This window comes from Roseovarius sp. JB2-10 (assembly GCF_055693585.1).
The window spans coordinates 3,877,812-3,901,967 of record NZ_CM146337.1; the positions used below are offsets into that span (position 1 = coordinate 3,877,812).

General features: G+C 57.6%; 21 protein-coding genes and 1 tRNA gene. 14 read left to right on the plus strand and 8 right to left on the minus strand.

Features of this window, described 5'->3' with window-relative positions; translation table 11 throughout:
* The 5 genes from ACZ1HJ_RS19190 (at position 1) to ACZ1HJ_RS19210 (ending at position 4,928) form a co-directional block, all read left to right on the plus strand.
* Positions 1 to 1,176 (plus strand): M24 family metallopeptidase, encoded by a 1,176-nt coding sequence (locus tag ACZ1HJ_RS19190; RefSeq protein WP_472720224.1) that lies wholly within the window; start codon positions 1 to 3, stop codon positions 1,174 to 1,176.
* Between the two features lie 247 nt (positions 1,177 to 1,423).
* A complete protein-coding gene (locus tag ACZ1HJ_RS19195; RefSeq protein ID WP_472720225.1) occupies positions 1,424 to 2,413 on the plus strand; it encodes a GSCFA domain-containing protein in 990 nt (329 codons plus the stop codon).
* Positions 2,414 to 2,421: 8 nt separating this feature from the next.
* Entirely contained in the window at positions 2,422 to 3,207 is a 786-nt protein-coding gene (locus tag ACZ1HJ_RS19200) for a hypothetical protein (protein ID WP_472720226.1), read from the plus strand.
* Positions 3,208 to 3,312: 105 nt separating this feature from the next.
* Positions 3,313 to 3,450: a hypothetical protein gene (locus ACZ1HJ_RS19205; RefSeq protein ID WP_472720227.1), complete on the plus strand. Its 138-nt coding sequence runs from the start codon at positions 3,313 to 3,315 to the stop codon at positions 3,448 to 3,450.
* Entirely contained in the window at positions 3,447 to 4,928 is a 1,482-nt protein-coding gene (locus tag ACZ1HJ_RS19210) for a calcium-binding protein (protein ID WP_472722246.1), read from the plus strand. Before ACZ1HJ_RS19205 ends, ACZ1HJ_RS19210 begins: the two co-directional genes overlap by 4 nt.
* A gap of 176 nt (positions 4,929 to 5,104) precedes the next feature.
* Here ACZ1HJ_RS19210 and ACZ1HJ_RS19215 read toward each other — a convergent pair.
* Positions 5,105 to 5,179, minus strand: a tRNA-Gln gene (locus tag ACZ1HJ_RS19215).
* A 104-nt stretch (positions 5,180 to 5,283) separates the two neighbouring features.
* Positions 5,284 to 5,778, minus strand: coding sequence for an SH3 domain-containing protein (locus tag ACZ1HJ_RS19220; RefSeq protein WP_472720228.1), 495 nt, complete (start codon positions 5,776 to 5,778; stop codon positions 5,284 to 5,286).
* 112 nt (positions 5,779 to 5,890) lie between these two features.
* Between ACZ1HJ_RS19220 and ACZ1HJ_RS19225 the strand changes: the two genes are divergently transcribed.
* The 3 genes from ACZ1HJ_RS19225 (at position 5,891) to ACZ1HJ_RS19235 (ending at position 9,730) form a co-directional block, all read left to right on the plus strand.
* Entirely contained in the window at positions 5,891 to 6,877 is a 987-nt protein-coding gene (locus tag ACZ1HJ_RS19225) for a 2-hydroxyacid dehydrogenase (RefSeq protein ID WP_472720229.1), read from the plus strand.
* 97 nt (positions 6,878 to 6,974) lie between these two features.
* Entirely contained in the window at positions 6,975 to 8,759 is a 1,785-nt protein-coding gene (gene ggt / locus ACZ1HJ_RS19230; RefSeq protein WP_472720230.1) for a gamma-glutamyltransferase, read from the plus strand.
* A 242-nt stretch (positions 8,760 to 9,001) separates the two neighbouring features.
* Positions 9,002 to 9,730 (plus strand): FadR/GntR family transcriptional regulator, encoded by a 729-nt coding sequence (locus tag ACZ1HJ_RS19235; protein ID WP_472720231.1) that lies wholly within the window; start codon positions 9,002 to 9,004, stop codon positions 9,728 to 9,730.
* Positions 9,731 to 9,739: 9 nt separating this feature from the next.
* Here the strand turns inward: ACZ1HJ_RS19235 and ACZ1HJ_RS19240 are convergent, their stop codons facing one another.
* The gene (locus tag ACZ1HJ_RS19240; RefSeq protein WP_472720232.1) at positions 9,740 to 11,041 is read right to left on the minus strand and encodes an ABC transporter substrate-binding protein; all 1,302 of its coding nucleotides are present in this window, start codon (positions 11,039 to 11,041) and stop codon (positions 9,740 to 9,742) included.
* Between the two features lie 155 nt (positions 11,042 to 11,196).
* Here ACZ1HJ_RS19240 and ACZ1HJ_RS19245 point away from each other — a divergent pair, with 155 nt between their 5' ends.
* A complete protein-coding gene (locus ACZ1HJ_RS19245; protein WP_472720233.1) occupies positions 11,197 to 12,540 on the plus strand; it encodes an NAD(P)-binding domain-containing protein in 1,344 nt (447 codons plus the stop codon).
* Between the two features lie 320 nt (positions 12,541 to 12,860).
* On the opposite strand, the gene ACZ1HJ_RS19250 is transcribed toward ACZ1HJ_RS19245, so the two are convergent.
* The 5 genes from ACZ1HJ_RS19250 to ACZ1HJ_RS19270 form a co-directional block, all read right to left on the minus strand.
* Positions 12,861 to 14,249, minus strand: coding sequence for a multicopper oxidase family protein (locus ACZ1HJ_RS19250; protein ID WP_472720234.1), 1,389 nt, complete (start codon positions 14,247 to 14,249; stop codon positions 12,861 to 12,863).
* 59 nt (positions 14,250 to 14,308) lie between these two features.
* Positions 14,309 to 15,202 (minus strand): copper resistance D family protein, encoded by an 894-nt coding sequence (locus ACZ1HJ_RS19255; RefSeq protein ID WP_472720235.1) that lies wholly within the window; start codon positions 15,200 to 15,202, stop codon positions 14,309 to 14,311.
* Between the two features lie 6 nt (positions 15,203 to 15,208).
* Positions 15,209 to 15,574, minus strand: coding sequence for a copper resistance CopC family protein (locus ACZ1HJ_RS19260; protein ID WP_472720236.1), 366 nt, complete (start codon positions 15,572 to 15,574; stop codon positions 15,209 to 15,211).
* 147 nt (positions 15,575 to 15,721) lie between these two features.
* Entirely contained in the window at positions 15,722 to 17,386 is a 1,665-nt protein-coding gene (locus ACZ1HJ_RS19265; protein ID WP_472720237.1) for an ABC transporter permease, read from the minus strand.
* Positions 17,387 to 17,486: 100 nt separating this feature from the next.
* Positions 17,487 to 18,332: a MurR/RpiR family transcriptional regulator gene (locus ACZ1HJ_RS19270; protein ID WP_472720238.1), complete on the minus strand. Its 846-nt coding sequence runs from the start codon at positions 18,330 to 18,332 to the stop codon at positions 17,487 to 17,489.
* A gap of 290 nt (positions 18,333 to 18,622) precedes the next feature.
* Here ACZ1HJ_RS19270 and ACZ1HJ_RS19275 point away from each other — a divergent pair, with 290 nt between their 5' ends.
* Genes ACZ1HJ_RS19275 through ACZ1HJ_RS19295 form a run of 5 tightly spaced genes read left to right on the plus strand, consistent with a single transcriptional unit; the run spans position 18,623 to position 24,064 of the window.
* Positions 18,623 to 20,158 (plus strand): ABC transporter substrate-binding protein, encoded by a 1,536-nt coding sequence (locus ACZ1HJ_RS19275; RefSeq protein WP_472720239.1) that lies wholly within the window; start codon positions 18,623 to 18,625, stop codon positions 20,156 to 20,158.
* A gap of 60 nt (positions 20,159 to 20,218) precedes the next feature.
* Positions 20,219 to 21,205 (plus strand): ABC transporter permease, encoded by a 987-nt coding sequence (locus tag ACZ1HJ_RS19280; protein WP_472720240.1) that lies wholly within the window; start codon positions 20,219 to 20,221, stop codon positions 21,203 to 21,205.
* The gene (locus ACZ1HJ_RS19285) at positions 21,202 to 22,110 is read left to right on the plus strand and encodes an ABC transporter permease (RefSeq protein WP_472720241.1); all 909 of its coding nucleotides are present in this window, start codon (positions 21,202 to 21,204) and stop codon (positions 22,108 to 22,110) included. Before ACZ1HJ_RS19280 ends, ACZ1HJ_RS19285 begins: the two co-directional genes overlap by 4 nt.
* Positions 22,110 to 23,081: an ABC transporter ATP-binding protein gene (locus tag ACZ1HJ_RS19290; protein WP_472720242.1), complete on the plus strand. Its 972-nt coding sequence runs from the start codon at positions 22,110 to 22,112 to the stop codon at positions 23,079 to 23,081. The genes ACZ1HJ_RS19285 and ACZ1HJ_RS19290 overlap by 1 nt, the downstream gene beginning before the upstream one ends.
* Positions 23,078 to 24,064 carry an ABC transporter ATP-binding protein gene (locus ACZ1HJ_RS19295; RefSeq protein WP_472720243.1) on the plus strand — a complete coding sequence of 329 codons (987 nt, stop codon included), beginning with the start codon at positions 23,078 to 23,080 and terminating at the stop codon, positions 24,062 to 24,064. Before ACZ1HJ_RS19290 ends, ACZ1HJ_RS19295 begins: the two co-directional genes overlap by 4 nt.
* Positions 24,065 to 24,156: the final 92 nt, after the last annotated feature.

Below are 24,156 nucleotides of genomic sequence, written 5' to 3' on the forward strand. Positions count from 1 at the left end.
ATGTCCCCACCATTTCCCCGCGAGGAATATACTGACCGACTGGCGCGCGTGCGTGCCTCGATGGTGCGCCTAAAGTTCGACCTGCTGGTGATCGGCGATCCGGCCAATATCAATTGGCTCACAGGGTATGACGCGTGGTCTTTTTACACACCGCAGATCATGGTTGTCGGCTTGGAGCAGGACCCTACCTGGATCGGCCGCGAAATGGATGCCGGGGCGGCCAATTTCACAACCTATCTGCCCGCGGCGCAGGTCATCCCCTTTCCGGAACATCTTGTGCAGCAACCCGAGGTGCATCCGGCCCAGTTCATGGGGGACTGGATGCGGGCACAAGGCATGGATGGAAAGCGAATTGGGTATGAAAGTGATGTATACTACCTGACACCCGCCGCGACCGGACATCTGATGTCCAAACTGCCCAACAGCACATGGGTTGATTGCGGCCTCCTGGTCAATTGGGTGCGGCTGGTCAAAAGCCCCGCCGAAATCACCATGCTGAAACAAGCCGCCGACATCGCGGGTCTGGCCATGCAGACCGCCTATGACGGTGTGCGCCCCGATGTGCGGCAGTGCGATCTGATGGCCGATATCGTTGCGGCGCAAATTCGCGGGACGCCGGAATTTGGCGGCGACATGACCGCGTTGCACCCGCTTGTTCTGGCTGGCGAGGCCGCATCGACCGCACATCCGATGTGGACGGATGAAACGTTCAGCGCGGATCAGACCATTGCGTTCGAACTGGGCGGTTGCCGCAAACGCTACAATGCGGGTCTGGCACGCACCGTTCATATCGGCACGCCACCGCAAAACCTGATCACTACGGCGCAGGCCGTCGGCGAGGGGATGGACGAGGTTTTGAACGCCATGCGCGCAGGTGTGGAATGCCGCGCGGTTCATGCCGCCTGGCAAGCGGTTCTCGATCAATACGGCCTCGAAAAGAAAAGCCGGATTGGATATTCAATCGGTGTCGGGTACGCCCCGGATTGGGGGGAACACACCATCAGTTTCCGACCCGACGATGTAACCCCTCTGCCGGAAAATGCTGTTGTGCACATCATTCTGGGCATGTGGATGGATGGCTGGGGGATGGAGCTGAGCGAAACCATTCACGTGCGGGCAAATGATGCGGTTTGCCTGACCCAGTTTCCCCGGGATGTGCATGTGATTGATCTGTAGATCGCGCGCGCGCGGACTTCTTTGTCGAACCTTGAGCGCGCTTATCCGCGGAACGTGGCCATTAAACGATTTGAAATCAAATACCTGTAGAACCGCCGGGTCTCTTCTTTTGTAAGGGCTGCGCGCGGTCAAACGGGCCATCGCGCCTGCCCTATTGTATCAGGTACGCCGCGCCATGTTCTCGTCCCCCTATTCTCACGCAAAAGACTCCGCCTTTTGGAAATCCTGCCGGGACGCGCCTGATCTGTTGCTGGACGATCTGTATCAACCCTCTTTTGCATTGGACAAAAACACCAAGATCGCCACGGGTGGCAGTTGTTTTGCACAGCATGTCTCGCGCTATTTACGCCACTCGAATTGTACGCTTGTGGATGTGGAGCCTGCCCCCGCCGGCATGACCCCAAAAACCGCTAAGCTATTTGGGTATAACCTTTTTTCTGCGCGTTACGGGAATATCTACACCGCGCGCCAATTGCTTCAGCTGTTGCAGGATGCCATGGTGGAAAGGTGCCATCATAGCGCCGTTTGGCGGCGGAATGGCCGTTACTTCGATGCCATTCGGCCAACGGTCGAGCCTGAGGGCTTTGAAACACGCGAGGAGATGTGTGCCTTTCGGTTGGACCATCTGCGCCGGGTCCGAAGCCTGTTTGCCGAGACCGATGTTTTCATTTTCACCCTTGGTCTGACTGAAACATGGATCGACGCAGAAACCGGCGTTGCCTTCCCAACTGTGCCCGGCCTTGTCGCGGGTGAATTTGACCCTGGCAAACATGCGTTCTTGAACATGGGGTTTCAGGAGGTTTTTACCGATCTATCCGCAGCCATTGATGTGATGCGGCAGCTTTCGCCCGGCTTGAAAGTGATTTTGACCGTATCGCCAGTGCCGTTAACCGCAACCGGCAGCGGACGGCACGTCGTGCAGGCCAATACCTACTCAAAATCCGTCCTGCGGGCTGTCGCGGGCGACATGGCGGCACAAGACCCGGATATCGATTATTTCCCATCCTATGAGGTGATCACCGCCTTGCCCCACACTACCCCGTTCTTTGAACCGAACCAGCGTACCGTTTCTGAAGCGGGTGTTGAAACGGTGATGCAGATGTTCTTTGGCGCGCATGGCCTAAAAACATCACAAGGCCTTATAAATAAAATACAATTTCAATCTGATATCTCACATACTAAAGCAATCGACCCGGCCTGCGAAGACGTCATGCTCGAGGCATTTGCGCCAACATGAAGCTCTGCATGATCGGAAATTCGCATGTCGGCATGCTTGCGGGGGCGATTCATCAACGCGCCGACCGCGACTTGACGGCGACTGTCTTTGCCTGCCCCGGTCTGACCGAAGATCAATTTGAATTAATGGGAGGGCGCCTGCGAAGTTGCGATGAAAAGCTCGCCAAGCACTTAAAGCGCATCGGCACGTCAATGGAACTGGAGATCGACGATTTTGACGCCATTGTATTGGTCGCTCAAACGGCGTCTCTCTATGTCGCCTTGGCCCCCCTGCGCACGCATTTCATCTCCAGATGGCCATCCACAAGTGCCGCGATCGCCCGCCATGCGTCACGTGAACCTTTGGTCAAACCGCTGCTGAGCAACGCCGCATATGTCTCCATCCTGATTGACCGAATTGGCATCAGTTTCACAAGTGATCTGGCGCGGAAGATCAGAAATCAGAGCGATGTTCCCATCTTCGTCGTGCCGCAACCCTGCCCCTCGATCAAAGTGTTGAAGGTCCGAAAAGATAAGACCGAATTTCAACAAATTGTAGAAAACGGCGATGGCGAAGACGTGTTTGCAAGCCTGACGCAAGCGCATGTTGATCATTTTTCTCAAACCCCCGACGCGCAATTTCTACCGCAACCCGCGGAAACCCTCGCCCATGGCTGTCTAACTGGTTTAAAATACTCACGAAATTCGCTTCGCTATGACGGGGTTGGTCAGCGTCCCGAGAAAGATACACTGCACGCCAATGCGCTTCTTGGTCAGTTTTTCCTCGACCAGATAAGTGCAAGCCCTTTGCTTTGATCCGCTGATTTAGAGACAATCTTCTGCACTCCTTAAAAATCGTTAGCGGAAGATTAATTTCTGCCCCCGAAAGTCCCGCCAGTCCTTGCATTTCTGGAGACGCCTATGGCGACGAAAATTTTCATCCTTGCCGGTCAAAGCAACGCACGGCGTGTCAGCTCGGAGGTGGTGCGAGAACTCGATGCAACCTATGGCGCCGACAACTATATTTTCGTCAAGGTCACGGGGCCCGGTGCCCCCTGACCCGGGAACGCGATACGGCGCAGGACTGGCAGACACCGGGCGAGTTGCGCAGCATGCTCACAGCCGCCACGCTACAGGCGCTTCAAGACAACCCCGGCAGCTACTTGGCCGGGATGATGTGGCTGCAGGGCGAAGCCGATGCGCATACCACGTCAAAATCCGACATCTACAAATCGGAATTCAACGCGTTCATGGACGAATTCCGCGCCGATGTCATCGCGGGTTTCGGCGCCAACCGTTCCGGCATCGAAGAGATGGACATGGTCATCTCAAACCTGTCCGCACAGGCGGATGCGGTTGAAACCTACGGAAAATGGCATGAAATGCGCCAAAACCTGCAGAGCTTGGGGGATGAAAGCGGACAGGTCACCACAATTGATCCGGACGCCGTTGCGGCACAGGCAGCCATCAGCGCAAGCGCCATGTTTGATGATCATCTGCATTACGCAAAACCGTTTCGAAAGGCCTTGGCAGAAAGCCTGGTTGGGAAGCTGTCGGATTTATTTGCGCAAAAACAGACAAAACATATCGGCACCGACGGGGATGATGTTTTTGGTGCGGATCTGGGGATCAGCCATGCGATTGGCGGCAAGGGGAACGATATCTACATCGTCGATCAAATCTTTGACCGCGTTACAGAAATTGCGGGTGAAGGGTATGATCAGATCACAAGCGCCATCTCGTTCGACCTGCGCGAAGACGGCAAAAACATCGAAGAGTTGCGGCTGTCGGGTGCCGAAAACATCCATGGTTTTGGAAACGGGCGCGACAATTTGATCGTCGGGAACGCAGGTGACAACTTCCTGACCGGTGCATGGGGAAATGACACGCTGGATGGCGGTGCGGGCAATGACAGTCTCAGCGGGTCGCGGGGCAAGGATGTGTTTGCTGATACGTCCGGCGCGGATCAGATGGCAGGTGGCCGGGGCAGTGATATTTACTATGTGGACGATGTCGGCGACCAGATTCTGGAAAATGCGGCCGAAGGGTATGATCAGGTTTTCAGCTCGGTGACATATGCTCTGGATACCCAGAGCGCGCATCTAGAAGCGCTTGAATTGACAGGCACTGCTGATCTGGACGCCACAGGGAATGCCAAGAAAAACGCAATCACCGGCAATTCCGGCGACAATTTTTTGGCAGGTTTGGAAGGCAAGGACACATTGCAAGGCGGTGCTGGGGACGACACGCTCGATGGCGGTCAAGGCAGCGATATCCTGACCGGAGGGGCGGGTGCAGACGTATTTGTGTTCGCCGATGGCTATGGCAAGGACAAAGTAACCGACTTCAATGTGGGACCATCACAAGACAGGATTGACCTCTCGAACCTCAGCGCGGTGACCGATTTTGAGGACTTGATGGCAAACCATCTGCGCCAGTCGATCAACAAATCCGTCATCGAAGACGGTGAGGGCAACAAATTGATCCTTTTGAATGTGCAAGTTACTGACCTGCACGCGGATCACTTCCTGTTTTGACGCCTGGCCCTTAGGACTTCGGTTCTAGGCATGGCGTTGACCAATGTCGCCCGCTTCTCTCTGTCAGAGTAAGCCTTTGTCACGCACCACATCGCAAAGGACTTTTCGGAAATACGATCTGCAGTGCAAATACTATTTTAGTTTTTGGGTGATCAACGGTGTCAAGCATGAGTGCTTGGCTGGGGTGGTAGGATTCGAACCTACGATCTCCTGTACCAAAAACAGTTGCCCTACCGCTAGGCCACACCCCAATTGTGCCGTGCTAGTTACTCCGGACATCGATGCGGTTCAAGTGCGGAAAAGAAAAAATAGTTAATTTTGCGCGACCAATGGATGGACCACGCTCACGGTCGCTTCAGTCGAGAATTTCGTCGGGCTCAATTCCCCATACGCGTTGCTTGGGCACCCAGCCTTTGTAGCCAGCAGCCGAGAGGCGACACCAGTCAGCACTGCACTCCAGCACCCGCGCAATCACACCCAGTTCAAGCTGCGCCACGGCCATTGCTTGATCAGCGGGTTGGGCGCGCAATTCCAGCATATCATGTTCGATTATGGCCGTACGCACGCCAGACAAAAGCGAATAATGGATCCAGCCACCAACGCCATCGCGATCTCGCACGCGGCGCCAATGGCCGTGCTCGGCGGTGATCTCCAGCGGCACATCCTTGCGCGTGAACACCCAGTCGATCTGATGCGTCAGGCTTGGCCCGCGCCGCACGTTGCCTTCGCTGGCTTTCAGCGAAACATACCGCGGCAATGGCAGGTTTGTGACCGGCCCGCGATCCTGGGCGGTTGCAGACCCCACAAGGATCAGGATCAGACCCGCCGCACATAACACCAGAGATTTCATGACCTGTGCCCGATTTATGCTCAAACTTTTAAAAGGGGTTCTTGTGCCCCGGCTATTCCTGCGCCACTCTGGCATCAACGCGCCGGATTTGCAAAGGACAAGGAGAGGCTGAATGCCATCTGCACGCCTGAGTGTTGTCGTAACGCGACGCTTGCCTGAATCTGTAGAAAACCGCATGGGTGAGTTATTCGATGTGACCCTGCGGCAAACCGATGAGGCCATGAGCCGCGCGGAACTGACACAGGCGGTAAAATCAGCAGATGTTTTGGTGCCAACCTTGAGCGACCAGATCGATGCCGGGCTGATTGCGCAGGCCGGGGATCGGCTCAAACTGATCGCAAATTATGGCTCGGGCATCGACCATATCGACGTTCAGACCGCCCGCCAACATGGCATATTGGTCTCGAACACGCCCGGCGTGTCCGCCGACGACACGGCGGATATGACATTGGCATTGATGCTGGCCGTCACCCGGCGGATACCTGAAGGGTTGAACGTGATCCAGAAAGGCGGATGGGACGGCTGGTCCCCCACGGCGCTTTTGGGCGGGCGGATCGCCGGACGGCGGTTGGGCATTCTGGGCATGGGCCGCATCGGACAGGCCGTCGCGCGGCGGGCAACGGCCTTTGGAATGCAAATCCACTACCACAATCGCAGACGGCTGAGATCCGAGATCGAAGAAGGTCTCGGCGCAACCTACTGGGAAAGTCTGGACCAGATGGTGGCCCGGATGGATGTGTTGAGCCTCAATTGCCCGCACACGCCGTCGACCTTCCATTTGATCAATGCGCGGCGCCTGAAACTGATGAAACCGGATGCGGTGATCGTGAATACGTCGCGCGGTGAAGTGATTGATGAAAATGCCCTGACGCGTGCTTTGCGGGCGGGTGAAATTGCCGGTGCCGGGCTTGACGTCTATGAACATGGGGCCGACACAAACCCACGTCTGAAGGCCCTCGATAACGTTGTTTTACTGCCGCATATGGGCTCTGCAACGGTCGAAGGCCGTTTGGAAATGGGCGAAAAAGTACTGTTGAATATCAAGACATTTGATGACGGGCACCGCCCACCGGATCAGGTTGTGCCCGCGATGCTGTAGGCCGGATTGTCCGGTTCAGATACGTGCACCCGCCTGCCCTGATCACGACTTGGGTAAAGCGCTCGACAACGCAACACTGACAGAAGGGAGACGTCCTATGAAATTTGGTTGGATCACCGCAATTGCCCTGACGTTGACGGCGCAGACCACAGGCGCGCAGCAAGCTGCAGATGGCGTGGCACCGGAAGCCGCAGGCGCCGGGTTGATTGCCACCTCTCCCGCCGCGCGGGCGGCCGAGACCGCCAAACTGTCCGGCTTGCCGGTTGACGCAGAAAACTGGATGGTCGCGGCGGCCAATCCGCTGGCGGTCGAGGCTGGCGCCAAGGTATTGCGCGCCGGTGGAACGGCCGCGGATGCGATGATCGCCGTGCAAACCGTTCTGGGCCTCGTGGAGCCACAAAGCTCCGGCCTGGGCGGTGGCGCTTTTTTGGTCTGGTATGACGGCGAAACGCAGGAACTGACCACGCTTGATGGCCGTGAAACCGCACCACTGGCCGCCACGCCGCGGCTCTTTCAGGACGACACCGGACAACCGCTTGGATTCTTTGATGCGTTGATCGGCGGCCGGTCTGTCGGAACGCCCGGCACACCCGCCTTGTTGCAAGCGGCGCATAAAAAGTGGGGCCGTTCAGAATGGGCCACCCTCTTTGACGATGCCATAACCCTCGCCCGTGATGGCTTTTTGGTCAGTCCGCGCCTGGCCGGATTGGTTGCCGGTGATGCGGAACGGCTTGCAAGCCACGCTGAAACGGCGGCCTATTTCTTGCCCAACGACGCACCCATCGTGGCAGGCGATCTGCTGAAGAACCCGGCATATGCCGACACTTTGGAGCAGCTTGCAGAGAATGGGTCGGACGCGTTTTACGCAGGTGAAATCGCGCAAGATATCGTCGAAACGGTACAGGGCACCACCGGCAATCCCGGGGTGTTGGGCGCAGTGGATCTGGCGATTTACACCGTCAAAGAACGTGCGCCGGTCTGCGCGCGTTACCGCGTCTGGGATGTTTGCGGGATGGGCCCGCCGTCTTCAGGTGCGCTGACTGTCGGACAGATTTTGGGTCTGGTTGAAGCCTCAGACATGTCAGCAATCGGGCCACAAGACCCACATGCCTGGCGCCTGATTGGCGATGCCAGCCGGCTGGCGTTTGCGGACCGCGGTCGCTACATGGCCGATAGTGATTTTGTCCCTGTGCCCACTCAAGGCCTGATCGATCCGGATTATCTGGCGCAGCGCGCGCTGCTTTTGGCCGGAGAGACCGCCCTGTCCGAGGTCGCGCCCGGCGCACCGGAATATGATCACTCGCTGATCTGGGCCGACGATGACGCAATCGAAATGCCCTCGACTTCGCACATTTCCATCGTCGATGGCTACGGCAACGCGCTTTCGATGACGACAACGATTGAAAACGCCTTTGGCTCGCGTCTGATGGTGCGCGGGTTTCTACTGAACAACGAACTGACTGATTTTTCGTTCAGCAGCCACCGCGACGGCGTCCCCATTGCAAACCGGGTGGAACCTGGAAAACGCCCGCGGTCCTCAATGGCTCCCACAATTGTGTTGCAGGACGGCGCACCGGTCTTGGTTGTCGGCAGCCCCGGCGGCAGCCGGATCATCGGCTATGTCGCAAAAACCATCATTGCCCATCTGGATTGGGGTTTGGACGTGCAACAAGCCATCGCATTGCCGCACCTGGTGAACCGGTTTGGCACCTATGACGTCGAAGAAAACACCAGTGCTGCAGATTTCTCGGCACCGCTGCAGGCACTGGGGTTTGAAACCAATGCGCGGCCGCTCACATCTGGCCTGCACGCCATTTCTATTGGCACTGGCCTACAGGGCGGCGCGGACCCCAGACGCGAGGGAATTGCTCTGGGCGAGTAGACCATTGGGCGCTATGGGCGCGTTTCATGGGCACGGTACAGGCCGGCTGAACCATAGTTTTGGCAACAAGAAAGTACCAGTTGCCAAAATTCTGTGCTAAACTGGTTCAATTCTGTCCGTACCGGTCAGGTTTGTGTGAAATTTGGCGGCATCTGAGGTGCAGCTCTTATTGACCATCGGCTGACACAGGGCAGGTTCGTTGGAATAGGACGCCCGGTGGCACGCCCCCGGGCAAGACACGGATGAACAAAAAGATCGACGAGGCCCAAACTTCCTTTGTGACGGCGCAGCCCATCGGTGCGACTGTCCAAATTGTTGTCGATACACTCTTTGCTCGGATCAAATCCGAAGAATATCCATTGGATACCCGCCTCCCCTCGGAGCGCACGCTGGCATCTGGTTTGGGCGTGGCCCGGAACACCGTGCGTGAAGCGCTCGACGTTCTGGAAAGTCAAAAAGTGATCCGCAGGCGGGCCGGCTCCGGCAGTTTTGTCACCTACCGGTCAAGCGCTGCACATGCGGCCCCTGCCGATTCCGTCGCCGATGAAACCAGCCCGCTGGATCACCTTGTGGTGCGGGGCATTCTTGAGCCGGAAATGGTGCGTCTGGCCGTGGTCAACATGACACCGCGCATGATCACGGAATTGAGTGAGACCCTGTCTGAAATCGAAACCATCCAGACCGATGTCGACACTTTTATTGAGCTCGAAGAAAAGCTCTACATGCAGATTGCCACAGGCACCGGCAACCCGCTGCTGGCCTCGTGTTACAAACTGTCGATGGACACCTATCGCCAGAGCTTCCGGACCAAATTGCGGCGCCGTAATCTGACGCCTAAACGGATCCAGGACTATCAGAAACGCTACAATACACTTTTCAACGCGATTGCTTCGCGCGATATCGCTTCAGCGGTTGAGTTCATCAAACTCCATCTTGTCGAAGAACAGCAACTTCTTTTGCAGGAAATCTGAACCCGCGCGTTATTTTTCGAGCGAGCGCGCTTTGAGCACCGTAGATTGGGGCGTCCGCTCCAGCCGCTGTTCCCACATTTGCCCTAGGTCCAGCATTTCCGCTTTCAACAAATCGGTATGGTCGGCAAGCCACGCGGGAATAGATCCGAATTCAACGATACACGCCTTGCCGTCTTGTATACTGACAACAGGCCAATCCCCAACTAACGCATTGTTTATCCCAAATATTTCCCTGCCCCACCATGACGCAGAGCCAAACGCATGGGTCACATGGCCCAACTGTTTCATGGCCGCCAGAACAGAGGTCGGATTGACCGATCCGGCCTTCTCTACGGCGGCGTGCCAGATGTCCAGGATAGCGGCATACTCCCAGCTGACCGCACTCCAGCTACCGGGAAACTGGGTGTTGTATTCCTCGTAAAACGCATTCGGCTGATTAAAGAAAAACGCCTTTTCGCGGAGCTCAGGGTCATCAAAATCCGGAAACTGGAAGACCACGCCTTCCATAAAATCGCGACTGGTTCTATCGACCAACCGATCATAGTGATCCAGCGTGCACGAGAGAATTTGACCCTGAAATCCCTGCTCATACGCATATTCGGTCATGGCATGCACCATGGGCGTGTAGCTCGTGCACCAGCACAGAATATCTGGGTTTTGTGCCAACATTGGCTGGACGATTTCGGCAACATCACCACCTTCGGCGGGATATTGGACTTCTTTCAAAACGTTGATTCCAGCCGCCTTGAAAGCCGCGCGATACGTCGCCAGTGACGGCAACCCCATCCCGTCACGCTGTGCGCACATTGCCACGTTTTTCAATTCCGGTCGCGCGCGCGCCAACCAATCCACGCCAGTCACAACGTAAATCGGGTGCACTTCGCTCGGCGCGATCAGATAAGGCGTGTCCGGAGACAGGTCACTGGGCAGAAGCGTTGAGGTCAATATCCGCTTTTGACCGAGGAAATCTGCAACGGCTGCAAAACTGTCGCCGCCTAACATCATCATCAGCTTTACATCATGTTCTCGCACCAGATGCATTGCACCTTCCCGCGCAGCCTCGGGATCATCACCACAATCATATGCGTGAATTCGGATCGGATAACGGCGCCCATCGATCAGCAAACCACCCGCTTCGTTCAACCAGTTTTCCCAGATCCGACACCCATGCAGCCCGGGAAGACCCCATGATTCGACCTGTCCGCTGAGTGGCGCCAGAAAGCCTATATCGACCGATTTCGCCATACCCACCGACAAACGGGGCATGGCGCCGGAAACCGCCAGTCTTTGTGCAAAGCTCGAAGAATCCATGATTAATTCTACACCGTTTCTTTTTCGAGCAACATCCGTTGTCGCGGTTTGAGCGATTATTGTTGACATATTGGTACAGTAATTGGCTAACTAAAAGGAACCAAAAGAACCAAATTTCAATTTTGGTTCATACCAATCCAGGGAGACGACGACAAATGGCCAAGAAACGTGTTGCAATCATTGGGGCCGGGCCTTCTGGTCTTGCTCAACTCCGGGCGTTCCAGTCCGCCGCGAAAAACGGCGAAGATATCCCAGAGGTCGTTTGCTACGAAAAGCAGTCCGACTGGGGCGGTTTGTGGAACTACACCTGGCGCACTGGCGTTGGCGATGATGGTGAACCCTGCCACGGATCAATGTATCGCTACCTGTGGTCCAACGGCCCCAAGGAAGGCTTGGAATTCGCCGACTACACGTTTGACGAACATTTCGGCAAGGAAATCGCCAGCTATCCACCCCGCGCGGTTCTCTTTGACTACATCAAAGGTCGGGTCGAAAAGGCCGGGGTGCGCGACTGGATCCGCTTCAACAACGTGGTGCGCGACGTCCGCTTTGACGACGACAGCCAGAAATTCCACGTCCGCGCCCGTGACAGCAAATCCGACACCGAAACCGATGAGACTTATGACCATGTGATCGTCGCGTCGGGCCACTTCTCAACGCCGAACGTGCCCTTCTACCCGGGCTTTGACGCCTTTAATGGTCGCATCCTGCACGCCCATGATTTCCGCGATGCGCGCGAGTTCACCGACAAGGACATCCTGATCCTCGGCACCTCCTACTCGGCCGAGGACATCGGATCGCAATGCTGGAAATACGGGTGCAAATCGATCACCGTGGCGCACAGAACCGCGCCTATGGGATATGCCTGGCCGGACAACTGGCAGGAAGTTCCCGCGCTGGTCAAGGTCGAAGGCAAAACCGCCCATTTCAAGGACGGGACCAGCAAGGATATCGATGCGATTGTCCTGTGCACTGGATACAAGCACCACTTCAACTTCCTGCCCGATGATCTGCGCCTCAAGACTGCGAACCGGCTGGCCGCTGCGGACCTCTACAAGGGTGTTGTGTGGAACAAGAACCCGCAGATGTTTTACCTGGGCATGCAGGACCAATGGTACACGTTCAACATGTTCGACGCGCAGGCGTGGTGGGTGCGCGACCAGATCATGGGCAAGATTGCCCTGCCCGACCAGGCAACGATGGAAGCCGATCCCAAGGCCCGCGAAGCTGCGGAGGATGCGCTGGAGGATGATTACGCTTGCATCGCCTATCAGGGTGCCTATGTGCAGGAACTGATCGACGAAACGGACTACCCAAGCTTCGACGTGGAAGCCGCCAATCAGGCGTTCTACGAGTGGAAGAAGCACAAGAAAAAGGGCATCATGGAATTCCGCAACCACGGCTACACGTCGCCGATGACCGGAAAACAGGCCCCTCCGCACCACACACCGTGGAAAGACGCGCTGGACGACAGTCTGGAATCCTATTTGCAGACCTAGCGATATGCCCGGCCCGCCTCTCCCCGGCGGGTCGGGAAAACCAGCACAGAAAAGCCCCGTACGCGTCTCAGCGCCGGGGCTTTTTTCGTATCATCAGCTGTGTTGTGACAGGGTGGTCAGACCAGCGCCAACATCAGCGCCGGGAGACCAATCATGCCTCCGATGATAAGCGCGGATGCCGTTTTCAAACCTTTGAACATGTTGTTTCTCCCTCGGGGTTTCTTGCTACATGCCAAGACCTAGAACGCAGGCACCCCAAACCCATGCGGCAGCCCGTCGCATATGGCCGCATCGTCTGCCGAACACAGCCCGCAAAACCTTCAAGTCACCCGCAGCCACGTCATCATGCCGCTGGCAGAATGTTCGAGCATGTGACAATGCAGCAGCCAATCGCCCGGATTATCGGCGACAAAGGCGATTTCCGTGGTTTCACCGCGGTCGACCAGCACCGTATCACGAAGCGGCCCTGTGCTGCCGTCCGGCAAAACAGGACGGAAATGATGTCCATGAAGGTGCATCGCGTGCGGCCACGCGGTATCGTTTGTCATTGCGATGCGGATTGTTTCGCCTTGCGATGCTTCAAGAAGTGGCGTGTCGTTCATGTCCGCCATCCCGTTGAACGCCCAGGCTTTTCCGCTGGCGACCAGCTCGCGTGCGTCGGTCATCTGCCCGTCCAGCATCGCACCGCCCATGCGGCCCATCGCACCGCCGTCCATCTGAAGGCTGACCTTGCGTGCCGTGGAGAGCGCCCCGAGCGGCGCAACCGCGTTAGGCGGCAAGGCCACCGGATCCCCAAGGACCTGCGACCGGGACGTCTCGCGAATATTGAAGGTCGCCAGCGCATAGCCGCCGTCGCGCTCAAGGCTCAACAAAAACGCCTCTGTCCCTTCTTCGGCAACCACGTCGACAATCAGGTCAACGCGCTGCGCCGGGGCGAGCGTGAGACGTTCCAATCGCTGCGGCGCATCAAGCGGCATCCCATCAAGCGCCATCACCCAGCCCGTCAGACCCCGCGGCTCCACAGCGAATATCCTGGCATTTGCGGTGTTGACCAGTCGCAGCCGCATCCGTGTGAAACGCCCCACGTCTAGGCTCCACGCACCGGTACCGTTGACGGTGATCCAGTTCCCGATCCGCCCCGCATGCGACCAGTCATGCATGTTGCCAAAGTCTTCGGCAATCTGCGCGTCATCGCTCAGCCGCCAGTCATCCAACAACAACACTTCGTCGCGATCGACATCCGGCGCACCATCTGGTTCGTCCACGATCAAAGCGCCGGAAAGACCACGCGCCATCTGTTCCCATGTTCGGTTGTGAGGGTGGTACCAATACGTCCCCGCGTCCGGAACCGTGAAATCGTAATGAAATGCATTACCAGGTGCGACCGCATCCTGGGTCATCCCGGCGACACCATCCATGGCATTTTCGATGCGTATCCCGTGCCAATGAATGGTAGAGGCCTGCGGCAAGCCGTTAATGAACCGCCGGTTGAGGCGCTCCCCCTGCCGCACGCGGATGGTTGGGCCAGGGACGCTGTCGTTGAACGACCAAACGGCTGTTTTCTGATAATCATCCGGGGCGATCTGCGCCAAACCTGCGCGAGCAGTAAGTGTTTGCGCTTCGTCAGACCGGGCCGCACAGGGCAAAGAAAGCGCAGAGGCAGACCCCAAAAGGCCCAGATTGAATTGACGCCTGTTCAAACGATCCATGAAAACTCTCCGACTGCTTCTGTGTCGCTGTTGCAGGTTATCTTATCGCAAATCGCCATCTACGGAATTACCTTTGGGGGCGCGGCGAGTGACGTGAGCATTGCCGTGACGAAGAGCACCGCAAAAACAAATCCTGCCTCGCAGATGATGGTCCTTTGAAAACGTTGCGCGGCTTTTGGATGCGCGGCCAACAATGCTGGCGTAGTTGAAAACTTGTGGAACGCGGCGAGAGACAGGACACAACAAAACACCGCAAGTTTGACCAGAAAGATTTGACCATAGGGTGTCTCAAGCACCTTGGGCGTCAAGGCACCAAACGCCGCAAGCGTCACGGCGCCGGTACACATCACCGCGGCCACGATCCACATCGCCTTGGTGCCAAACTCGTGCGCCAAAGCGCCCGCCTTTTGGGGCGATTCCTGTTTTGCAGCGCGTGCCAAAGGCGCAAAGCCACCGATCCAGAAGGCCAGGCCCAAGATATGGAGCGTAACCAGCGTCGCGAGTAACCGCCTTGGCTCATCAAGGCTGTGGCCCCGAAACGCAAAAGACGCAGACGCCAAAACAGCGCCGATGATCGCCACCCTTTGTCCCATTCGTGACGGGTGAAGAATTCCAAGAATGAGTATTAGGCCAGCCAGCCGTATTGCGGCACTTGTGCCCAATGGGCTCTCAACAATCATATTCAGGATCACCGGATCGAACGCCCCGTCCAAGGTGCCGCCCATGAGGAAACTCGCCCGGACCGGCAAGCGAACAACGCTGAAAAGGCCCGCCGCCACTGCCGACCACGCAGCCCATCTGCACAAGGATGTGCGCCCACGCGCACTCAGCGACACAAGTGCGACGCACGCCAAGACGCTCCCTGCCGCCAAAAGTGTTGTGGAATAGGCGAGCGCTTTTGCCAGGATAGACACCCAGGTGATCGTGTCTGCGGCGGAAACTGCGTCGAGCATCGGAACTCAGTCGGCAACCACAAATGAGAAGCTGCCTTGCATGGCATGCCCATCCGCGGCGAGGCCGCGCCATTCAACACGGTACGTCCCGACGGGCAGCGGTTCCGGTTCTGCGTGAAATTCCATGGCCGGCTCCAAGCTCGTTTCCCGGTTCATGGACATTTCAGCTCCGTCTTCATTCAGCAACCGAACCAGCGTCAAACGCATCGGATCGTCAAAAACCATGTGGATCATGGGCGGGGTTTCTGCCAGCTGCGCACCATCCGCTGGCGTCGTGCTTTCTTTGTCCGAATGCGCCATGGCGGCGGTTCCGGCCCACAAAAGCACCGTGCAAAGCCTGAGCACTGTGCAAAGCCTGAAAACTGAATTCATCTCTTTCGTCTCCTGTACCTGATCCGACGTCTCCAATGCTTTTCTACGACCTCCAGTTGGCGGAAGGTCAACAACAATTTTGGCCCGTGCAGCGTTTCAGTGTGGCGCATAGAATGGCTGCTTTGTCCGCAAAACGGACACCGCGCTCTAGCCGGCTTTCACTGCCGTCCCGATGCGGGCGGCACGAAACCCCCAGCCTTCCCGGCCAATGGACCGGCACAGGATCATGACAGGGATCAGGCCGAAAAACATCAGCACGAGCGACGGGACCGCCGCCTCGTGCAAGCGTTCGTCGGCGGCCAGACGGTGCGCTTGTACTGCGAGGGTCTGGAAGTTGAACGGGTGCAGGATCAGCGTCGCGGGCAGCTCCTTCATCACGTCGACAAACACGATCAGCAGGGCCGTCAAAACGCTGGTCCGCGACACGGGCAGATGCACGCGCCACAGCATCTTGGGCGCGCTCTGTCCCAGTGATCGTGCGATCGCATCGAAATGGCCGGGCACCGTCGCCATGCCGCTGTCATAGGCATTGAGTGCTGCCGCCATAAAGCGTCCCATATAGGCCAGCACCATCAACCAGATCGACCCGGTGATCAGCAATCCGGTCGAGATGCCGAATTGCGCTTCCATCACGCCATCAATCAGGTTGTCGAGCGCGGCCAGCGGCACCATCAAGCCCACGGCAATCACCCCGCCGGGCACCGCATATCCCAACCCGGCCCCGATCACGAGGCCTTTGGATGTGCGTCCCGGGCGGGTGCGGGCGCGAAACCCGATCAGGATGGCACCAATGACCGTGAGAATCGATGCCACGCCCGCCAGCGTGATCGAATTGAACATCAAAGCCGTATACCGCGGCGCCAGAAGGCTTTGCCCGGATCCATATGCCATCACGCTCAGCATCACCGCCGGAATAAGGAAGCCCAGCATCACCGGCAAAAGACAAATCAGTGCCGCAAGCCAGCCTGCACCACCGGTCAGGCGTGGCTTTTCCATCTGTTCAAACCGCGCGCCCCGCCCGGCGGTCCGGGCCTTGCCGCGTTGGGCGCGCTCAAGCCCGGCCAACAGGAGCGCAAAGCTCAGGAGGCAGAGCGACAATTGCGCCGCCGCAGCACGATCCCCCAAACTGAACCACGCCTGATAAATGCCGGTCGCAAAGGTCTGGACGTTGAAAAACGCCACCGTGCCATAATCCGCAATCGTCTCCATCACCGCCAGAAGCGCACCGCCCGCAATCGCCGGGCGTGCCATCGGCAGGGCCACGCGGTAGAAGGCTTTTACCGGCGAGCGGCCAAGCGTGCGCGCCACCAGAAACGCATTTGAGGATTGCTGCCGGAACGACGCCCGCGCCAGAAGGTAGACATAGGGGTAAAGCACCACGGTCAGCATCATCGCCGCGCCGCCCAGACTGCGGATTTCCGGGAACCAATAGTCGCGTGGCCCCCATCCTGTCACGTCACGCAAAAGGGTCTGGACCGCACCCGGATGATCCAGCAAATGCGTGTAAGCATAGGCCAGCACATAGGCCGGAAAGGCCAACGGCAGGGCCAACGCCACCTCCAGCCATTTCGATCCGGGGAAGCGATAGACTGTCACCAGCCACGCCGTTACGCTGCCAATCACCGCGGTTGAGACGCCCACGATAATCACCAGCGCCAGCGTTGTACGTGCATAACGTGGAAGCACCGATGACAGCACGTCGCGCCAGGTTTGCAGGTCACCGGTGAAGGCTGCCAGCGCCGCCGCCACAATAGGCGCCACGCAACAAATCACGGCCACCCAGGCCAGACGATGCAACAGGCGTTCGGTCATAAAGCGGCACTTCGCTGGTTTCAGATATCGTCTGCTGCCACAATTTTTGCATTGAGGCCAGAAAAACCCGACAAAAAAAGTGCGACAAAGCTACATTTCGTCAGAGAAACGCGCCGAATACTTCCTGGTATTGCGACATTTTTTCAACCTGATCGGTCGCCCCGTCCCCCAGTGCACAGACGACATCCTGGTAGAGCAGGTTCAGCCCGAAGTGCAGCCCAACCGGCATCGGCAGGAAAAACTGGCCCTCGTTGGGGAAGGTAAAAACGTGATCAGCGAACTGACTGCCCCAATCGCAAAACTCATCGCACATCAGGATCACTTCGTAGCCGTTGTCCTTGGCATGTTCCGCCAGCGCCGGCCCGTGCGAGGCATACCGGAACATATCAATGATCAAGAGGCATTTGCGATCCGCTTCCTGAGTGAAGACCTCGGTGTAAACGCCATCCAAGCCGGAGACGACCTTCACGCCGGGCCGGACGTAATTTAGCCGCATTGCCAGCCCGGTCGCCAGATATTGGTAGAGCTGGAAGCCCACAATCGCCACGAAATCCGACTGCGCCAAACAATTCACACCAGCCTGCCACTTGGGGGAGGCACGCAAGTGCAACGCTGCACTGATGCCCGCTTCGGCCATCTCGCGCTCTTTGCCAGCGCCCTGCGTGGCCTGCGACCGCACGAAACTCTGGTAGCGATCCCCGATTCTCGCCGATCTTGGCCCCGACATTTCCTGCCGCGCCTTGGTACGTAACTCGGCCGCGCGCTCATATCCCAGCTTCTTGAAAAACCGGCTGACCGTCATCGGGCTGACCTCCAGCTTCTGCGCAATCTCGGCACTCGTTTCCAGCGCAAGCGCCTCCGGGCGACTCACCAGATAGGTTGCAACCCTTTGTTCCAGCTTGGTAAAAGGCACATCGCCGTTGCGGATGATGTCTTCTATTTTCATTGTCGCCTGACCCCCTGTTCAGTCGCGCATCCGGTCAACACATCTCGCACTCTGAGCGGTAGCTTTTGCGGTTGACCGCTATTTGTATCCCATTATTATTGATATTGGTAGAAAAATACCAAAAGCAAACAATGGGGCGCGTTTCGCCGGGGGTTCCACGCTTGTGACCACACGATAACGTGGCGACAAGATACCTTTACACCTCCCCAGAATCGCGACAACCTTGCCGACATAATCGGGGACAAATGCAACCGGCGTTTGATCCATCCCCGCAAATCAGGGAGACTTCAATGAAAACACTTCGTACCTTAACGGCTGCAACAGCCATTTTTCTGGGTGCGGCCAGCATGGCGCCGGCTCAGACACTCAATTTCGCCTATGACGCGGACCCGGTTTCTCTGGACCCGCATGAACAACTCTCCGGCGGCACGCTACAGCTGAGCCACATGATCTTCGATCCGCTGGTACGCTGGAACAAGGATCTCGGCTTTGACGGCCGTCTGGCTGCCAACTGGGAGCGTGTTGACGACACCACCATGCGATTTTCGCTGCGCGAGGGTGTGACCTTCCATTCGGGCAATCCGATGACCGCGGCAGATGTCGTCTGGACAATCAACCGCCTCAAGGAATCGCCTGATTTCAAAGGCATTTTCGCAAGCTGGGCCTCGGCCACAGCGATTGATGATCTGACCGTAGAAATCAAGACAGACGGGCCCAGCCCGCTGGTGCTGCACACGGCAACATACGTGTTCCCGATGGACAGCAAGTTTTACGAAGAGGGCGGCGCCGAGATCGTCAAGCACGGTGACAGCTTTGCATCGAAAACCGTGTCGGGCACCGGCCCTTTCACCATCACCGAGCGTGAGCAAGGCGTGAAAGTCGTCTTTTCGCGTAACGCGAACTACTGGGACACTGACAGCCCTGGCAACGTTCAGACCGCAATCCTGACGCCGATCAAGGAAGCGCCGACACGCGTGGCCGCCCTGCTGGCCGGTGACGTCGATTTCATCGCACCTGTTCCGCCCACGGATCTGGAGCGCATCGATGCAGACCCCAACACGCAGTTGGTAACCATGACCGGCACGCGGATCATCACGCTGCAGCTCAACCAGTCACGCCACGAAGCACTGGCCAACATGAAGGTGCGTCAGGCGATGGTGCATGCCATCAACAACGAAGGCATCGTGCAAAAGATCATGAAGGGCTTTGGGACACCCGCGGCGCAACAATCGCCAAAGGGGTACATCGGTCACAATCCTGATCTGGCGCCACGCTATGACCTGGCCAAGGCACAGGCGCTGATGGAAGAAGCCGGATATGCGGATGGGTTTGAGGCCACGATGATGTGCCCCAACAACCGTTACGTAAACGACTTCAAAATCTGTGAAGCGTCGGCCGCGATGTTGGCCAAGATCGGCATCAAAATCGATCTGACAACCATGCCCAAGGCGCAATACTGGCCCAAGTTTGATGAGCGTGCCGCGGACATCATGATGATCGGCTGGCACTCAGATACCGAGGACAGCGCCAACTTCAACGAGTTCCTGACCATGACACCGGACGAAGCAACCGGACGTGGCCAATACAACTCGGGCAACTACTCGAACGAAAAGGTCGACAGCCTGACCCTCGCGTCACTGACCGAGACCAAGGGCGATGCCCGCGCCGAGCAGCTGCAGATGGTCGAAAAGATCCTGTTTGACGAGGCCGCCTTTGTGCCTCTGCACTGGCAGGATCTGGCCTGGGCCGCACGCAGCGGTGTCAACATCGAGCCTGTGCTCAACGTGATGAACTTCCCCTATCTGGGCGATCTGGTCATCGAATAAATCAACCCTCGCGGGCCGGACACATCCTCCGGCCCGCTTCCTTTTGAGCGCCAGGTTTTCATGCATATCCTAGCTTTCCTCATCCGACGCGCCATTCAGGCCGTGATCGTGATGTTTGTGATCTCACTGATCGGCTTTTCCATTCAGGACAATCTGGGCGATCCGCTGCGCGAGCTTGTGGGTCAGTCGGTCTCCGAGGCCGAACGCCAGACGCTCCGGGATGAGCTTGGCCTCAATGATCCTTTCCTTGTTCAGTACGGCCGCTTCATCGGCAACGCGCTGCAAGGCGATCTGGGCACCTCTTATTTCTTCAAACGTCCTGCGCTGGACGTCATCATGGATAAATTTCCCGCCACGTTCGAGCTTGTATTGGGCGCAACGGTTCTCTTTCTGGCCCTGTCCATTCCGGGGGGCATCTATTGCGCGATCAACCGCGAGAAATTTCTGGCCAAATTCATCATGACCGGCTCGATCATTGGCATCTCGGTGCCTGTGTTCCTGACAGCGATTTTCCTGGTCTGGATGTTCGCGGTCGAGCTGCAATGGTTGCCCGCTTTTGGGCGGGGCGACACGATCACCCTGCCCTGGGGCTGGGACACTGGGCTGCTGACATTGGATGGCCTCAGCCACCTCATCCTGCCCTCGATCGCACTCAGCTCGATCATGCTACCCCTCTTCATTCGCCTCATTCGGGCCGAGATGATGGAGGCGATGGGCACGGATTATGTCCGTTTTGCCAAGGCCAAGGGGCTCAGCACCGGGCGCATTCGCTACGTGCACGCCTTCCGCAACACGCTGCTGCCGGTGGTCACCGTGGGCGGTTTGATGATCGGGACGCTGATTGCCTACACCATCCTGACCGAGACCGTGTTCCAATGGCCCGGCATGGGGTTTTTGTTCCTTGAGGCCGTGAACCGCGTCGATACCCCGTTGATCATCGCTTACATCATCGTCGTTGGCTTGATCTTCGTTGTGGTCAACACGCTGGTCGACTTCATCTACACCCTCATCAATCCGATGGTGAAACTGCCGGGAGCCAAATCATGATCACATGGCAGGGCTTCCTTAAACGTTTTCTGAGTGATCCGGTGGCAATCGGCGCGGGTGTCGTGCTTCTGGTGCTGGTCCTGATGGCAGCGCTGGCGCCACTCATTGCACCGCAAAACCCCTATGATCTGATCCAGCTGGACATCATGGACAGTGAAATGCCCCCGTCCTGGAAACCGGGAGGTGACGACCGGTTCCTTCTGGGCACCGATGCCCAGGGACGCGGCGTTTTGAGTACGATCATGTACGGCACCGGCATTTCGCTGATCATCGGTATTGGCGCGGTGATCGTGCAAGCCGTTCTTGGTATCACTCTGGGGCTGGTCGCGGGATACAAGGGCGGCTGGATCGATAGCTTCCTCATGCGCCTGGCTGATATCCAGATGTCACTCTCGACGCTGATGATCGCCATCATCGTTCTGGCGCTTTTCCAGGCCGCATTCGATGCCAATGTCTATGCCGATTACGCGATTTTCATGCTGATCATCATCATTGGCATCGCCGAATGGCCCAAATTCGCCCGTACCGTGCGATCCTCGGTTCTGGGCGAGAAAAACAAGGAATATGTCGATGCGGCCCGGGTGATTGGCCTGCCGCCGCGCAAGGTCATGTGGGGGCATATCCTGCCCAATACGCTCACGCCCGTGCTGGTGATCTCAACCATCCAGGTGGCCGAGGCGATCATGACCGAAGCCGCGCTTTCCTTCCTCGGCCTCGGCATGCCAGTGGATCGTCCATCGCTTGGCTCGCTCATCCGCTCCGGGTTTGAGTTCGTCTTCTCGGGTCAGTACTGGATCACCTTCTACCCTGCCCTCGTGCTCATTGCGCTTGTGCTGGCGCTGAACCTTCTCGGGGACTGGCTCCGCGATGTGCTCAATCCGAAACTGCGGCGGGGGGATGACTGATGGCCATGCTCGAAGTCACTGATCTGCACGTCGCTTTCCCACGTGGCAAACACGATGAGGTTGAGGCGCTGCGCGGCGTCTCCCTGACACTCGAAAAAGGCGAACGTCTGGGCGTGGTGGGCGAATCCGGTGCCGGTAAATCCATGCTTGCCTTCGCCATCCTGAACCTGATTGCCGAACCGGGCCGGGTCAGCCACGGCAGTGTCAAGTTCAACGGTGAAAACCTGCTGGACCTGCCCGAACGCAAGATTCGCGACATCCGCGGTAACCGCATTTCGATGATCTTTCAGGATCCGATGGTCACACTGAACCCGGTTCTGTCGATCGGCGTGCAGATGATGGAAACCCTGCGCGCGCATCGCAAGATCAGCGACAAGGAAGCCCGCGCGCTCTGCATTGCCAAGCTAAAAGAAGTGGCCATTCCATCGGCTGAATCGCGGCTTGATGCCTATCCGCATGAGCTTTCGGGCGGTCTGCGCCAGCGCGTCGTCATCGCCATTGCCCTTCTGACCGATCCCGAGATTATCATCGCGGATGAGCCCACAACCGCGCTTGATGTGACAATTCAGGCCGAGATCATGGCGCTGATCCTCAAGCTTTGTCGTGAAAAGGACGTAGCACTTATCCTTATCACCCATGATCTGGGCGTTGTGGCCGAAGTGACTGAGCGTCTGATGATCATGTATGCGGGCAAATGTGTTGAGACCGGCCCCACACGCCAGATCATCGATAGCCCGAGCCACCCTTACGCCAGTGGCCTTTTGAAGGCGCTGCCGCAACATGCGGGCCGGGGCACCAAGCTTTATCAGATCCCCGGTTCCATGCCGCCGATCACCAACCTGCCCAAGGGCTGCACCTATCACCCCCGCTGCGATTTCGCGACGGAACGCTGCCACGGAGGCGAGCCTGATCTGGTCAACGGTGTGGCCTGCTTCAATCCCCTGCGGGACAAAGCCGAGGCCGCGTCATGAGCACTAAGAGTGTCAAATCTGGGCCGATTGTCGAAACCAAAGGCGTCGAGGTCCGTTTTCCCCTGCCCACGCATTTCTTGAGCCGCGAAAAGCCTGTTCTGCACGCGCTCAATACGGTGAATGTATCGATCATGCCGGGCGAAAGCTTTTGTGTCGTGGGCGAATCCGGCTGTGGCAAAACCACGCTAGGCCGCGCCATTCTGGGGCTGAACACGCCCACAGCAGGCGAAATATTCTTTAATGGCAAGCGCATAGACCAGATGGAAGAGCCCGAGCGCAAACCCATCCGCCGCGACATGCAGATGGTGTTCCAGAACCCCTACGCGTCCCTGAACCCACGTCGGAACGTGTTTGAAACCCTGGCAGAGCCTGTGCGCCACCTGATGCCCGAAATGTCCGCGGTTGAGGTCCGCGCGCAGGTGGAAGATGTGCTCTCGGCCACCGGATGCGACCCCTCTTGGCAACGGCGCCTGCCCCATGAGTTTTCCGGCGGTCAACGCCAACGCATTGCCATCGCCCGTGCGCTGGTGACCAACCCGGCCTTCATTGTCGCCGATGAACCGATCTCGGCACTGGATGTGTCCATCCAGGCACAAATCCTGAACCTGCTGACCGATTTGCAAAAAGAGCGGGGGCTGACCTATCTCTTTATCACCCATGACCTCAGCGTGGTGCAGCATTTCGGTACACGCGTCGCAGTCATGTATCTGGGTCAGGTGATGGAGCTGGCCACGGCCGAGACAATCTTTGACACGCCCAAACACCCCTACACACAGCTTTTGCTCGATGCGATCCCCAAGCTCGAAGGCGGCTCCTTCGACAAACCCCGCCAACCGGGTGAACTGCCCGACCCGGTGAACCTGCCCAAGGGCTGCCCCTTTGCCGCGCGCTGTCACATGGCGCAGGATCGCTGCCGTCAGGAGCGCCCTGCGCTGCGGGCATTACCAAACGGGACGGAAGTGGCCTGTCACTTCGCGGAGTGACGACCAAAGAAATTGTGGATAACTCAGGCCAATGTCGGAAATCTGACATTTTGCCGGAAAGTTCTGTGTGTAACGTTGGTAGGCAAACCGTT